The organism is Wolbachia endosymbiont (group B) of Athalia cordata (assembly GCF_947251845.1).
Classification (GTDB): domain Bacteria; phylum Pseudomonadota; class Alphaproteobacteria; order Rickettsiales; family Anaplasmataceae; genus Wolbachia.
This window is the reverse complement of the sequence record NZ_OX366383.1, coordinates 132,945-147,853: the sequence shown is the minus strand read 5'-3', so window position 1 is coordinate 147,853 and position 14,909 is coordinate 132,945. Positions and strand designations below refer to the sequence as shown.

Genomic DNA, 14,909 nt, shown 5'->3' with positions numbered 1-14,909 from the left:
AGTGTATTGCTACTAAGATCTCAATTAGATGTAAAATTGTGCTTTTTTAATTAAAGCTTGAATTTTTCACTGAAAATCAATATATTATATGTATAGAGTTTTAATTTAAGTTATTATGTTGACCCCAGTAGCAAATTTATGTGTTAATAGTAGCACTAATCTCATGCAATATATTGCTGAAGTGCGAAAATTTCCTATGCTTTCCCAAGAAGAGGAAGTGCGATTAGCAAAAAATTGGCAAGAATACCAGGATATTTCTTCTGCTCACAGGTTGATTACTAGCCATTTGAATTTGGTAGTAAAAATTGCAATGAAATTTAAGAATTACGGTCTATTGTTGATGGACCTGGTCATGGAAGGAAATATGGGTTTAATGCATGCAGTGAAAAAGTTCAATCCTGACTTGGGATTTCGTTTTTCAACTTATGCAGTATGGTGGATTGAAGCTTCAATGAAAGACTTTATATTAAAATCTTGGTCACTTGTAAAAATAGGTACAACGCAAGCACAAAGGAGATTGTTTTTTAGTTTACGTAAAATAAAAAAAAGAATTTTACAATACACAAACAGAGAAACTTTGAGTAAAGAAGAAATAAAAGCAATATCAAATGAGCTTTCTGTATCTGAAGAAGATGTTGTACAGATGAGCTATCGTCTGGCTTGTAAGGATCAGTCGTTAAATAATTGTATAAAAATAGGTGATGACTCTAAAAAGGAGTTACAAGATATGATTCCGTGTAATTTAGTTAGTCAAGAAGTAGCTTACCAGAATCATGAAGAAAAGGCATTAAAAGAAACAATCTTAAGCAATGCATTAGCAAGTCTTAATGAAAGATCAAGAGACATTTTCATTAGCAGATACTTGTCTGAGAATACTCAGACTTTGGATGAGCTTAGCAAAAAATATTGTGTTTCAAGAGAAAGAATAAGACAGCTGGCTGAGCAAGCGATGAGTAAGGTAAAACAACATATAAAATCAGAGAGTTTGAAATTCGGTTTACATGCGTAGTCTTTTCGTATTTCTAATATTTCTTTCAATAGACACTCTTGCATCGGTTAGTAATGTACAACTGAGCGAAAAATATAGCGAAAAATATAAAGACTGGTTTGTGTATACTGCATTGGAAGATGGTGAAAAAGTGTGTTATATTGTATCTCATCCTAAGAAAAAAAGTGAACATTATACAGCCGATCGCAAGCCGTATGTAATGGTCAGTTACGTTGATAAAAAAGCAGATGAGGTGATCGTCACTTCTGGCTTTCAGTATAATAATGAGCCTGTAGTTCTCAATATCGATAAAAAAATTAAATATCAATTGCCAATAATACAGGGAAGTCTTGCGTGGACAGATGATACAAAAATGGACCAAGATTTGATTCTAAAAATGAAGCAGGGATTATCAATGGTAGTTAATGGAAAAGTAAAAACAGCAAATGTTGATGATACTTATTCCTTGCTTGGGTTTCAAAAAGCTTACCAAAAAATGCACGACTTATGCCATACAAAGTAAATTATTGATTACTAAAGTATAAGATAGGCTGTTTTTATCTCTCAGATAAAAAGATAAATAGCACTTTACATAGAATGTGGATATCATTTAAAATATACTTTTGAGAATTAGTATGTTAGAGGTTGCAGGTAAAGAGCAAGTTGTATGTGAGCAAATGCGTTTTAGCGTTGGCCGAGCAAGTCTTTTAAATACGCTATCTAGAGTGAGCGGGGTGGTTGAAAGGCGCAACGCGATAGACGTTTTAGCGTGTATAAATATCAAAGCACAACATGGCAGCATAAAACTAAAGGCTACCGATCTTGACATTTCAATATTTGCCTCACTTACTGCAAATGTATCAGCAGAAGGAGAAGTGAAAATCTCAGCACATACTTTACATGACATAGTGAAGAAATTGCCAACTAATTTGGATGTCTATTTCGAAATGAATAATCAAGGAAAATTATTGATATCCTGTGGAAATGCAAATTTTTCTTTACCGAACGTAGTTTCAAATAACTTCCCTGTTCTGGAAGAAGGTGATCATCAATACGATTTCACTCTACTAAGTGCAGATTTGGTAGACTTATTGACTAAAACGAAGTTTGCTGTGTCGCTGGATGATACAAGGTATAATTTAAACGGGATATATCTGCATACAGATGAACAATTTCTGTACTGCGTTGCAACTGATGGCCACCGTTTATCATGTATAAAAAGGCCTAAACCTGAAGATATCAACGGCGAATTTGGGGTGATCATTCCACGTAAAACTATCATGGAATTATTGAAAGTATTGTGTGATTGTAATGAGATTAATATAAAACTTTCAGATAGAAAAATCAAATTTACATGTGGTGAGTATATTCTAATATCAAAATTGATAGATGGGACTTTTCCAGATTACAAAGCTGTCATTCCAACGTCTCAAGATAAACAAATGATTGTTGAGAGTAGTAAGCTTGCTAGCGTTATAGATCGGGTTTCTGTTGTTGTGTCCGATAAAATAAAATCAATTAAATTTTCATTGCAAGAGAATTTATTAACTCTACATTCAAATTCCCAAGAGTGCAGTGATGCAACTGAATCTATAGAGGTGGATTACGATGGAGCTCTTATGGAAGTAGGATTTAATTCTCGTTATTTGCTTGATGCTTTATCTTGTATAAAAAACAAATGTAAGGTCAGCTTATCAGATGGTAATAGTGCTACAATTATCACTGATGAAGATGATCCAAGTGCACTATATATAGTAATGCCAATGAGGACTTAAGCTAGTAATCTATCTTTACTAAGTATAAGCCGTGAGGCGGTGCAGTGATTCCAGCGGCGTTTCTTTTGCATTGACTTAATATATTTAACATTTCTTGTGGATTAGTTCTATTTTTTCCAAATTCAACTAAAGTACCAACAATAATCCTCACTTGGTTATGTAAAAAGGAAATCGCAGATATTTTGATGTATATGTGACTTCCGTTTTGTACTATATCAATATCATCGATTGTTCTGACCGGATTTGTAGCTTGACAATCTTTTGAGCGGAAGCTTGAAAGATTATGTTTTCCAAGCAGGTGTCTAGCAGCTTCACGCATGATGTTTACGTCAAGTGGGTTAAATACTTGCCACACATAACCGATTTCCAGAGCTGCAGGAGCGTAGCGATTAATTATTCTATATTCATAATATCTTTTTTTTGCTGAAAATCGCGCATGAAATGCATCATCTACGGCTTCTGCACTAAGCACAACTATAGGAATAGCTTTTAAGTGATAGTTTATTCCATTTCTTATTCTGTAAAGCTCAAATTGCCTTTCCATATTGAAATGAGCAACTTGCCCTAAAGCATGAACCCCTGTGTCAGTTCTGCCACCACAATGCAAAGAGACTCTCTCGCCACTGAAATTAAATATAGCGTTTTCTATGGTTTCCTGAATTGAGTTAGCAGAGTGTTGTTGCTTTTGCCAGCCAGAGAAACCACTACCATTGTATTCTATCGTTATTTTGTATCGCACTACAAAGTCTATCTATCTAATTTTAGGTAACTAACGTTCTTCGTTATTAAAAAACCCTTGGCAGATTGGTTGCGTTCAATTACCATGGAGACTATACAAGTTAATAAATGATCCATGGCACATAATCCAGAAGAAAGAAATAATGATAAGCAAAAAGCACTAGATAATGCAATAAGTCAAATTGAAAAAGCATTCGGTAAAGGTGCAATAATGAAGCTAAAGCAAAACCCTGTAGAAAAAATAGACACGATATCTACAGGGTCGATTGCACTTGATTCAGCTCTGGGTGTTGGGGGATTGCCAAAAGGACGTATAATTGAGATATTTGGCCCTGAGAGTTCTGGTAAAACTACCCTTGCTTTGCATGTAATTGCTGAAGCACAGAAAAAAGGAGGTTTATGTGCATTTATCGATGCGGAACACGCACTGGATGTTATATATGCTCGTAAACTTGGAGTGAAAACTGATGATTTGGTAATTTCACAACCAGACACTGGAGAGCAGGCGTTGCATATTGTTGAGTATTTAGTGTGTTCTAGTGCAGTTGATGTAATAGTTATTGATTCTGTTGCAGCACTAACTCCAAGAGCTGAAATTGAAGGGGATATGGGCGATCAGCACATGGGATTGCAAGCAAGGCTTCTAAGCCATGGACTCAGGAAACTAACTTCTGTAGTTTCAAAAGCAAACTGTATATTGATATTTATCAACCAAATTCGTATGAAAATAGGAGTAGTATATGGAAATCCTGAAACTACCACTGGTGGAAATGCGTTAAAATTCTATACTTCTATAAGACTTGATATAAGAAAAGTTGGTGCGATAAAGGATAAAGAGAATATTACGGGTAATGAAACGAGAGTTAAAGTTGTAAAAAATAAAGTCGCTCCTCCATTTAGAGAGGCAAAATTTGATATAATGTATAATGAAGGCATATCAAAACTTGGGGAAATAATAGATATAGGAGCAAAACTTGGTGTCCTTGAAAAGGCAGGCGCTTATTATTCATATAACAATACGCGTCTTGGGCAAGGAAGAGAAAATGTAAAAAGCTACCTCAAGGCGAATAAAGAAATTGCAAATGAAATAGAAACAAAAATCAGAGATTTATTTAAAAATCACGATAACTCTATTGCAATAGAAGAGGAGCGTGAACAACTTCTAGAAGAATCAGTATTCTAATCTAGATGCTTGTATTGGGCAGTATTCAATTGCTACACTAAAGTTTCACTCTCAACCGAGTTGATGAAAGCTGCGTTATCTCCTTGCAGCATTAGATGTATATTCTTTGCTATTTTTTCCACTAAGAGGATAGCGTTATCAAAATTTTCAAATTTTGATAATACATAATCTGCTAAGCTTTTCTGACCTTCGGGCCTGCCTACTCCAAATCTTAAACGCCAATAATCGTTACCAATAAAGCTATCTATAGACTTAAGTCCATTGTGTCCAGCAGAACTACCACCTTTTTTTACTTTTATTCTTCCAAATTTTAAGTCAGCATCATCATGTATGACAACAATATTGTCTAGCGATAATTTGTAAAAATTTTTTATTTTTGCAACAGGAATACCTGAATTATTCATAAATGAAGAAGGCTTTATTAGCATAACTTTATTATTGTTAATTATGCCAGAGGTTATCAAGTAATCGGCTTTCTTAGAAAATGACTGAAAATTCCAATATTTGTAGATTGCGTCAATAACGATAAAACCAATATTATGATGAGTTAACTCATATTGACTACCAGGATTACCAAGCCCAGCTATTAAATGCACTACTCCTCTGTTTTTGTTTGAGTCTCTTCAACATCACTATCGGCAGCAGAGATTGTTACAATGGTGAAATTTTCTTCCTCATGAGCTACAAATTTAACACCTTCTGGCAATTTTACATCATTGATATGTATAGACTGACCAATCATTTTGCCAGACAAATCAATTTCTATGACTTGAGGTATTTTCTCAGGAGAGCATTTGACAGTAATAGAACGACACAGAACATTAAGCACTCCACCTAATTTGATTCCTGGTGATTTACTTTCATTGATGAATGATAAAGGTATATCTATTTTAATTTCACTACCTTTATCAACAAACTGAAAATCAACATGTTGCACAGTATCCTTTACTACATGCCATTGAATATCACGAACAAGAGCATATTCTTTTTTCCCTGAAATATCTAGTTCTATTAAATGTGCAGAAAGAGCACCTGATTTATATTGTTTAGTAAATTCCTTTGCAGACAATGTCAAATTTACGTTATCATGCCCTTTACCATATATAACTGCAGGTATACTTCCCTTCTCCCTCAGAGCCTGAATCGCTTTCTTTTTTTTTACATCACGTAACTCTGCATTAATTGTTACCATTTCTTGCTGTGCCATCGATTACTCCTATTCAGCTAATCCTTTTTATATAATTTAATAATATAACATAAAAATATTTATTTCAAACTTCATTCTTTCACACTAATTCTTTGTGGAAAAATTTATTTAGATATATACTTAAGATTACGTAGTAAGAGCTATGGGTATTAACGATCAAGTAGTTTTTAAGATTTATAAGCCAACAAAAACTGCAACACAATCTGGCTTAGGTAATACAAAATTCTGGTACCTAAAAATTGAGCCTTGTTCTTACTATATTGAACCTTTGATGGGATGGGTTGGCTCAAAAGATCCCCAAAAACAGATTGTATTAAAGTTTGATTCTCTTGAAAAAGCAATATCTTACGCAAAGAAACACAACACAAAGTACACAATTGAAATGCCAAAAGATGTTAAAAGACTGCCAAAATCTTATGCAAATAATTTCGTATCAAAGTAAGTTTTATCGTAGTGTGTTTATCTAAAAACCTAAACCTAATCGTTACTATGATTTTGCTAACACACTAAGGTCATTTAGATAGTCGAACCTGGCTAGCTAGTATCAAAGAGTTATTTTTTAGGTATTTCTCCGTAAGACTGCAAGTTTTTTTGGATTACTCAAATAACCTCATTCTGCTTGAAGAACTTTTATGTTGCTTTGCACTAAATTAATTTCACGTTTTATTTGTGTTAGCTATTTATTTAGTGAGTGGACATGTAATTTTACCTTAAATAACCCTATAGTAAAAACATAGTTATTGAAATAATACAGAAGGTTCTCATGACAACCTCTGTATAGCTCTTAATTTTGCTGAACGCGCACGCGGATTTGCATTTATTTCTTCCGCACTTGCTTTAATCACTTTTTTGTTTAAAAGGGAGAATGTCTTGGTAGGTCCTGGTTCACACAAATCTTTAAAAAGGGTTTTAACTATACGATCTTCTAGAGAATGAAAGGTAACTACAATTAATTTGCCGTTTTCACTTAAAATCTCAGATGCAGCTTTAATACCCTTTTCAAGCTCTCCTAGCTCATCATTTACCCATATTCTGATTGCCTGAAATGTCCTAGTTGCAGGGTCAATCTTGCTTTTTCCACGAAACACTACAGAACGTACAATATCCGCAAGTTCAAATGTAGTTTTGATAATTTTCTTCTTCCGCGCATTTACTATCGCTCTTGCGATTTTACGAGAATGACGCTCACCCCCATAATTATATATAGTGTTTGCAATCTCTTCTTCACGTAAAGCGTTAACAAATGTCGAAGCATTCATATGAGAATAGTTATCCATGCTCATGTTAAGTGGGCCATCACGTAGAAATGAGAATCCTCTATCTCCATTATCAAGCTGCATAGATGAAACTCCAACGTCGAAAACTATTCCATTGATACCTTTAATATTATTACTATCTAATAAATTTTTAATATTACTAAATTTCTCAATAAATAGATTTATTCTATCAGGGTATTTAACGTTCAGATCATCATAAAATTTGGTAACTGTTTCATCCCTATCAATTGCATACACTTTGCAATCAGCGGATTCCAATATTGCTTTGCTATATCCTCCAGCTCCAAACGTGGCATCCACATATATACCACCACTGTGTGGTGACAATTGCAGTAGCATCTCTTTTAACAAAACTGGAATATGTGTCATATCAAGAGACTTTGTGCACTTAAATTAAAATAACTTTCTCGCCAAAAAATATATGGAAATATATAGGTATAGTATAAGAATATTTAAATATAATCAACGATATAAAAATTTAATAAGATAATATTATTAATATAACATTTACATAATTCACGTTTGAAAAAGTAAGTAATATTACTATAATATCAAACAAATTACGGAAGATTTCGTGCAACAAATCACAAAAGTAATACTATCAAGTTTAATTTGTAACACTTTGTTGTGGTATGATCACATGCTTTTCAGCCATCTAATAAGCATAATCGGAGATGTGTTTTTTCCATCAGACGACAAATTAGTCAGCATACTTAAAGCTTTTGGAGTGTTTGCAGTGGGTTTCTTAATAAGACCAATTGGTGCTGCTATATTTGGCCACATTGGCGATAAATATGGAAGAAGGATTGCTCTATTTCTCTCTATCATATTGATGACTCTATCAACCGTACTTATTGCATTTGTTCCAGGGTATCAGAACATTGGGGTACTCGCATCAGTACTGGTGGTATGTTTAAGATTATTGCAGGGTATATCTCTTGGAGGAGAGGCAGGAAATGCCCCATTTTTAATAGAGCATGCTCCTAAAAATAAAAGAGGATTCTTTGGCAGTATTGAAGTATTGAGCGCAATTCTTGGCTCAATATTAAGTCTTATAGTGGTGCTTATATGCAAAAAAGTATCCGATTTTGAATCTTGGGGATGGAGATTGCCTTTTATTTTCAGTTTTGTAATAGGATTAATCAGTATATATATGAGATATATACTCGATGAAAGCCCAGAATATAAAAAGCAGGAAAAGCCACATGAATTACCGTTAAAAGAACTGTTAAATGGCTATAAAAAACCTTTTCTAATATCAATTGGAGTTGACATAGTTGAGAATGCATCTCTTTACATATATTTAGTGTTTTTTAATCTACTTGCATCAACAATAAACACTCACTTTAATCACGCAGTAGAAATATTGAACCAAATTGCACTTGGAGGACTGACTATACTATTTGCAATACTGTCTGATAAGATAGGAAGAGAGAAAGTCATGAAATTTGCATTTGTGACTTTTATAGTAGTAAGTTATCCAGTTTTTTCAATGATACTAAGTGGTAATAATTTGCTCACCATAATGGCGCACGTTCTTTTTATAATCCCAATAGCTGCTTCTCTTGGTCCTGTTAGCGCGTTTATGTGCGAATTATTCCCAATAAAGGTACGATACAGTGGATTTGGTTTATCAAGAAATATAGCTTCGGGATTTTTTGGTGGTCTTGCACCATTTATATGCACAACTATTATCAAAGTTACAGGACAAGGAACTTTAGCAAGTTTTTACATGATTTTCTGTGCACTAATTGGGTTAGTTGCTATATCACAAGTTAAGAGTTAGATTTTTTCAAAAACCAAGTGTTTAAAAAATCTAATCATAAGGTGGAAAATGCCAATTTTTAGGTGATAGTGTAAATATTTCAACTCCATCTTTTGTGACTCCAAGCGTATGCTCAAACTGTGCAGAAAGTGAAAGATCACGTGTTGTCACTGTCCAGCCATCTAGCTTGCTGAGCAGAGTTTCATGTTTTCCAGCATTGATCATTGGTTCTACCGTAAAAAACATGCCTTCTTTTAAGATAAGATCCTCACCTTCATCATAAAAATGTACAACATTTGGTGGAGCATGAAAAACCTTTCCTATGCCATGTCCACAATAATTGCGTACGATAGAATATCCAAAATCTTCAATATATTTTTCTATAGCAAATCCTATTTCATTTAACTTATTGCCGGGCTTAACTTGTTTTATCGCTTCCATTAGCGCATTGTAGGCAGCATTACACAAACGCTTTGCTTTTATTGAGGGTTTACCAGTCCAAAACATGCGACTTGTATCACCATACCAGCCATTTAAAATCACTGTAACGTCAATATTTAAAATATCTCCATCTTTAAGAGGTTTATCATCAGGAATACCATGACATACAACAGCATTTTTCGAAGTACAAATTGATTTCGGATATCCCTTATAATTCAGTGGTGCTGGAATTGCACCTGCATTGATTATAAAATCATGACATAGATCATTTAATTCATTAGTTGTTACGCCTACTTTGACGTATGGTGCAATAAAATCAAGGGTTTCAGCTGCAAGCCTGCCAGCTTTACGCATAAAGTCAAAGTCTTCTTGTGAATGTATAGTTATGTTCATATTTTCCATTTCTTATTATAATTCACATCTTGCATAGTAGATAATGTCATTCCACTGCTTGACACATAATTGTACGAATATTGAATGCAAAAGTACAAAAAATAGTGTCATCAGAATGCCTTTTTTTCCTTTCATCCCAGTCTGGGATGGCTTTGTTGCATCACACTTTATGAGATGGTGATTTATGGTAAATTCATGTAACTATCTCAAATTTAGCCATACCAATATCAGTGAATTTATTAAGCAAATAGCATTTAGTTCTTTTTCTCGATTTATCTCAGATTTATTCCTAAAACTAAATCCGAATATTTGCTTTAATCTTGAGAAAAACCCTTCAATATAAGATCTTTTCCCATAATTTACTTCTTTTTCCATTCTTTCATGCCATCTTCACCGTATAATTTTATTAACCTAATAGCAGCATTCCTGTCAGACATATAATCTATTTCTGGATGTTCTGCCGCATTGTTTATTGGTGGAATTTTTGTCTTTATATCATATTCGTTACACAACTTATAAAACTTGTGCCTATCACATGCTCTATCTGCATATAGTGCTTTTATGGCATGCTGAAAATCAACTTCTTTTAGCAAATCACAAGTGATCAGAGTAGACACCGTTACTGTATTTTACAGCTATGGCTTTTTTGTTGTTTATATTCAACATTACGTGCAATTTTCTCGTTTGCTCATAGCCACTCTGTCAGTGCTATTTTCCTTGCTGTGTGTTGTTGTATATACTAATTCCTGTACTGTCTATAGCAATTTCGATATCTTCTATATTATTTTCTGCAATCATTTATCTTAATATTAAGTTTTTTTTGATGCTTGTGAATAGCTGCAAATCTCTTCCTATTTGTTGCAAATACCCTTTTATAAACCCGACTGTTTGTCTTAAACCAATTCTAAAGAAACTGACGATTATATGCACCAAAATCACAACTTTATCACTATAAATATAGTTGCCGCCCTGCATTTTTGGACTATTTTCATACCAATTTTCGATAGCTTCATCGATGTAACGAAAAATATTCCCCTTTTTTCAAGGAATTTGTTATATTCGTTTTGGTTACTGACTTTCATTTTCTGTGGCATATTTTTTCTTCAACAGTTAAATGGCTGTTTTATAATGAATTTTGTCAGTAACTGCCAGTTCTTTTCACTTGAGCGATGCAACAAAGCCCACTGGGATCCAGCCTGTTTTATCTTTTATCATAGAATGAGACGTTCAGCATATTCATCTTTTTCCATTACCATATCATAAACAATCATTCCATGGGAGCGCATAATTTCAGGTGTATGATCACGAATCAATTTATCAATCTTGAAATAATTTTCTTTATACTTCCTTTGACGGATATCAAAACTTTATTTGGTAAAATCAAACCGTGACTTTCGATTTAACCCAATTATACAATTTACTCATTTTACCATCTTGACCGAGCATTCCAGAGTTATTTTTATAAAAAGTGTCAACTATTAGCTTGATAGAGCCTATGGCAGCAGAAAATACGGGATTTTTATCATACTCGCCATCAAGGCCACTGAGAGACTCAGGGCATCCAATGCGGACTTGTTTGTTGAATATATAGCTTGCAATCTCTTTCATGCTTGTGAGTTGACTGGTTCCACCTGTGAGCACTACTTTATTGATTGGATCTTTTTGTTCTTGAAATTGTTCTCTTACCAGTTCAAATATCTCCTCAACTCTAGGTCTTATGATGTCAATAAGTTCGGACTTGGGTACTCGAGTCGGTTCATCATTTTCACTGTTTTGCAGTGTAATATATTCGTTCTCATCTATTGAAGTTACGACAGTGCTACCGTATAGTATTTTTATGCGTTCAGCATGCTCTATACTTGTGCATAGTCCATAAGCTATATCTCGAGTAATGTGAATGCCACCAATTGGAATGCTGCTTGTGTATATAAGCTTTCCTCTCTTAAAAATTCCAATTGCAGTACACCCACCCCCTATGTCAACAATGGCAGTTCCTAGCTCTTTTTCATCTTCACTTAGACAGGCAAGGCCTGAAGAATATGCGGAAGCAATACAACCAGCCATACTTATCCCGCTATTATTAGTTATACAATTTTCAATGTTGGTAAGCGCTGGACGCGAAGCAGTGACGACATTAACATCAGCAGATAGTCTTTTTCCGTACAATCCACCAACCTCTTTTATATCAGTCATGTCATCCAAGTGATATTTCAGTGGTATATTGTGAATGATAACATTTTCTTCGATATATTTCTCAAACGTCTGAAAGACTACACGTTTTATATCTCGGTCTGAAATTTCGTGATTAGCTGCAATAATTTCGTTATATACGTTAAAAGATGAGACTCCACATCCGGCTACATTCACATATATCTGGTCTATAGTCTCTTCTGATACTTGCTCAGCTAAACCTATAGTTGATGAAATAGAGTAACTTGCATGCTTTGCATCAGTTATTGATCCACCGCTTATACCTTCTGCACTTTTATAACCCGTTCCTATTATTTTATAGCTGAAATTGCTATTGATCTTAACAATGAGACAGATAATTTTTGTTGTACCTACGTCTAAAACGGCAAAAACATTTCGCTTTGGTTTTATTATTACTGCAGAGTACATTAGTTGACCTTATGACACAATTCCATTCAAATTGTAGCTTCCTTTAATAATTTATATTTCTATTAAAAATACAGCAACATTTTAATATACCCAAAATACTGTACAAAGGAAAAAATAAAACATAAAATTTTAATTTTATGTCTAAATTGCCAATTGTAATTGCCCCTGATGAAAGGTTAACTACACGTGCCAGTGAAGTAATAGATATAACCGATAAAATTAAAGAATTAGTAAACGACATGTTCGAAACTATGTACGATGCAGAAGGTCTTGGTCTTGCTGCAGTACAAGTTGGAGTGCTGAAGAGAATTTTTATCATGGACGTTCAGCCAGAAAAGGTTGGAGATGAGCTAGCAGGGTATGACTCAGTTGGCAAGTTTTGTATGATTAACCCTGAAATTACAGAATTATCGGGTGAACAAGTAATTCTCAAAGAAGGGTGCCTTTCAATTCCAGAGCAAAGCCATGAAATTAAGCGTCCAAAATATTTAACTGTGAAATATAAAAATTTAAATAACGAAGAACAGACGCTAAAAGCTAGTGGTTGGCTTGCAAGGTGTATTCAGCATGAGTTAGATCATTTAAATGGTATATTATACGTTAGACATTTGTCTAAATTGAAGTACGATATGGCTATGAAAAAAGCTCAAAAGGTTAAGAGGCACTATGAACAATGAAGATCTAGAATTGTTGAAGTTCTATCATGAAGTGGGTGTTGACTGCACGCTAACTGAAGGTGAAGAGGAAAAAAAAGTGGAAAATGAGAGAGCTGCACAGTCTTCTGTCATCGAGCAGAAAAAAGCCATGTTCCCAAGTGACTGGATCATTGAAGCAAGGAAGCTTGCAAGTGAATGTGGTAGTGTAGATGAACTAAGAAGTGCAGTTAAGTCATTTGAGGGTTGTGAAATAAAAAAAACTGCAACTAATACTGTTTTTTCCGATGGTAATCCAAATGCAAAAATCATGCTTGTTGGTGAAGCACCAGGAGCAAATGAAGACCTGAAAGGCATACCATTTTGTGGTGCAAGCGGAATGCTGCTCGATAAGATGCTCGGTGCAATTAATCTGGACCGCACTAAGGTATATATAAGCAACACCGTGTTTTGGCGTCCACCAGGTAATAGAAAACCAACTGATCTAGAGCTTGATATGTGCAGACCATTTGTTGAGAAGCATATTGCTCTTGTTTTACCGCAGATTCTAATTTTAGTTGGAGGAATTGCATGTTATAGCCTTCTTGATAACACAAAGACTATATCGAACTTGCGTGGCAAATTTCATACTTATACTAACCAATATTTATCTCATGCAATTACCACAGCCGCTATATTTCATCCAGCCTATCTACTTCGTCAACCAGCACAAAAACGCTTAGCTTGGGAAGATTTAAAGAAGATTAGAGAATATCTTGATAATACCAATAACCACACGGACGTTTAGCTCACTACTCGTTGTCATCCCAGTGCCGGCTAATTGCATTAAATATTGAAAAATTTACTAAACAGAGAAAAAGGCACAAGAAAATCTATCAGCTACTACCTATTTTTTTTAATTGGCGTTTTTCATTGTATTAAATGCTTTGATAAGCGCATTTTAGCTTATGTGGGTAAAAGTTTTATAAAGACATAGAGTGCACATAGTGCAAAAAATTAAACATCAAGTATATTGAGCTTTTTGTCGTTTTATCTGCACAGACTGAAGATAAATAATATATCTTTACCCTTATTTTAAGGAGAATGGCGGAGTCCGTCAAGTAACTCTTGCCGTTGCTATAGCTGCTTGAGTTCCTGTAATCACAATGTTGGTGCAATGCACGCATGGAATTTTATTTACTCTATAATATGTTGGTTTATAGTAGTACTAATGCAGAAATAAAGGGAGGAGACATTGGAAAGCAATATAAAAAAATTGAAAGGAAATTTTTTAGAACAAGCAATTAGAGTAAATCATGCTGGCGAATATGGAGCCATTTGCATTTATTCCGGTCAAAAATTTATTCTTAAAAAATCTTCCATAATTGACAAAATAATTGAAATGGAGGAGCAGGAAAAAAAACATTTCCACTATTTTAATGAGAAAATCAAGGAGCAAAGAGTTCGTCCTACTCTTTTGTTGCCAGTTTGGGGTGCTTTAGGGGTATCACTTGGTGTTGTAACTGCCATGATGGGTAAAAAAGCCGCTATGGCTTGCACTGCTGCAGTTGAAGAAGTGATCGGAGAGCACTACAAGGAGCAAGTCTTACATTTAGAAGATGGGGAATTAAGAGAAACTATAAGTAAATTTCGCGATGAGGAATTAGAGCACAGAGATATTGCAATTCAGCACAATGCCGAAAGCGCACTTGGCTACAACGTTTTATCTTTGTTCATAAAAACAAGCTGCAAAGCTGCTATTTACCTCTCTAAATTGATTTAATCAATCACTATTTGACAACCAACCACATTTGCCTTTAGTTCTTGTGCTAATTGCTGCCCCATATCCTCTACTACAATCGAATGCGTATGAATGTTTATAATTAATTTC

15 protein-coding genes and 1 pseudogene are annotated in these 14,909 nt (G+C 34.4%); 9 read left to right on the top strand and 7 right to left on the bottom strand.

From position 1 onward, the window contains the following. Positions 1-115: 115 nt before the first annotated feature. The 3 genes from OPR30_RS00870 to dnaN all read left to right on the top strand — a co-directional run bounded on the left by OPR30_RS00870 (position 116) and on the right by dnaN (position 2,763). Positions 116-1,009, top strand: a complete 894-nt coding sequence (locus tag OPR30_RS00870) for an RNA polymerase factor sigma-32 (RefSeq protein ID WP_012481951.1) — start codon at positions 116-118, stop codon at positions 1,007-1,009. After that, on the top strand, positions 1,002-1,511 hold the full coding sequence (locus OPR30_RS00865; protein WP_265030826.1) for an invasion associated locus B family protein: 510 nt from the start codon (positions 1,002-1,004) through the stop codon (positions 1,509-1,511). Before OPR30_RS00870 ends, OPR30_RS00865 begins: the two co-directional genes overlap by 8 nt. A 112-nt stretch (positions 1,512-1,623) precedes the next feature. Then, entirely contained in the window at positions 1,624-2,763 is a 1,140-nt protein-coding gene (gene dnaN / locus OPR30_RS00860) for a DNA polymerase III subunit beta (RefSeq protein WP_265030825.1), read from the top strand. Position 2,764: 1 nt separating this feature from the next. On the opposite strand, the gene truA is transcribed toward dnaN, so the two are convergent. Next, the gene (gene truA, locus OPR30_RS00855) at positions 2,765-3,502 is read right to left on the bottom strand and encodes a tRNA pseudouridine(38-40) synthase TruA (protein WP_265030823.1); all 738 of its coding nucleotides are present in this window, start codon (positions 3,500-3,502) and stop codon (positions 2,765-2,767) included. Positions 3,503-3,616: 114 nt separating this feature from the next. On the opposite strand from truA, the gene recA reads away from it, so the two are divergent. After that, a complete protein-coding gene (recA, locus tag OPR30_RS00850) occupies positions 3,617-4,684 on the top strand; it encodes a recombinase RecA (protein WP_264376085.1) in 1,068 nt (355 codons plus the stop codon). Positions 4,685-4,716: 32 nt separating this feature from the next. Here recA and pth read toward each other — a convergent pair whose 3' ends face one another. Continuing rightward, on the bottom strand, positions 4,717-5,280 hold the full coding sequence (gene pth, locus OPR30_RS00845; protein ID WP_265030822.1) for an aminoacyl-tRNA hydrolase: 564 nt from the start codon (positions 5,278-5,280) through the stop codon (positions 4,717-4,719). Beyond that, positions 5,280-5,891 (bottom strand): 50S ribosomal protein L25/general stress protein Ctc, encoded by a 612-nt coding sequence (locus OPR30_RS00840; protein WP_264375064.1) that lies wholly within the window; start codon positions 5,889-5,891, stop codon positions 5,280-5,282. The genes pth and OPR30_RS00840 overlap by 1 nt, the downstream gene beginning before the upstream one ends. A gap of 142 nt (positions 5,892-6,033) precedes the next feature. Between OPR30_RS00840 and OPR30_RS00835 the strand changes: the two genes are divergently transcribed. After that, entirely contained in the window at positions 6,034-6,333 is a 300-nt protein-coding gene (locus OPR30_RS00835) for an ETC complex I subunit (RefSeq protein WP_264375063.1), read from the top strand. 319 nt (positions 6,334-6,652) lie between these two features. On the opposite strand, the gene rsmH is transcribed toward OPR30_RS00835, so the two are convergent. Continuing rightward, positions 6,653-7,537 carry a 16S rRNA (cytosine(1402)-N(4))-methyltransferase RsmH gene (gene rsmH / locus OPR30_RS00830; protein ID WP_264375062.1) on the bottom strand — a complete coding sequence of 295 codons (885 nt, stop codon included), beginning with the start codon at positions 7,535-7,537 and terminating at the stop codon, positions 6,653-6,655. 205 nt (positions 7,538-7,742) lie between these two features. Between rsmH and OPR30_RS00825 the strand changes: the two genes are divergently transcribed. Continuing rightward, positions 7,743-8,954: an MFS transporter gene (locus tag OPR30_RS00825; RefSeq protein ID WP_213863863.1), complete on the top strand. Its 1,212-nt coding sequence runs from the start codon at positions 7,743-7,745 to the stop codon at positions 8,952-8,954. A gap of 30 nt (positions 8,955-8,984) precedes the next feature. On the opposite strand, the gene map is transcribed toward OPR30_RS00825, so the two are convergent. The 3 genes and pseudogenes from map to ftsA all read right to left on the bottom strand — a co-directional run bounded on the left by map (position 8,985) and on the right by ftsA (position 12,386). After that, positions 8,985-9,767: a type I methionyl aminopeptidase gene (gene map / locus OPR30_RS00820; RefSeq protein WP_010403864.1), complete on the bottom strand. Its 783-nt coding sequence runs from the start codon at positions 9,765-9,767 to the stop codon at positions 8,985-8,987. Between the two features lie 193 nt (positions 9,768-9,960). Then, positions 9,961-10,861: pseudogene (locus OPR30_RS06375) on the bottom strand (IS5 family transposase). 286 nt (positions 10,862-11,147) lie between these two features. Further along, positions 11,148-12,386 (bottom strand): cell division protein FtsA, encoded by a 1,239-nt coding sequence (gene ftsA / locus OPR30_RS00800; protein WP_264376020.1) that lies wholly within the window; start codon positions 12,384-12,386, stop codon positions 11,148-11,150. A gap of 137 nt (positions 12,387-12,523) precedes the next feature. Here ftsA and def point away from each other — a divergent pair, with 137 nt between their 5' ends. The 3 genes from def (at position 12,524) to OPR30_RS00785 (ending at position 14,801) form a co-directional block, all read left to right on the top strand. Further along, entirely contained in the window at positions 12,524-13,063 is a 540-nt protein-coding gene (gene def, locus OPR30_RS00795; protein ID WP_264377471.1) for a peptide deformylase, read from the top strand. Continuing rightward, complete coding sequence (locus OPR30_RS00790; protein ID WP_264377472.1) at positions 13,053-13,826, top strand: uracil-DNA glycosylase; 774 nt, start codon at positions 13,053-13,055, stop codon at positions 13,824-13,826. The genes def and OPR30_RS00790 overlap by 11 nt, the downstream gene beginning before the upstream one ends. Positions 13,827-14,273: 447 nt before the next feature. Next, positions 14,274-14,801 (top strand): demethoxyubiquinone hydroxylase family protein, encoded by a 528-nt coding sequence (locus OPR30_RS00785; RefSeq protein WP_265030818.1) that lies wholly within the window; start codon positions 14,274-14,276, stop codon positions 14,799-14,801. Positions 14,802-14,909 lie beyond the last annotated feature (108 nt).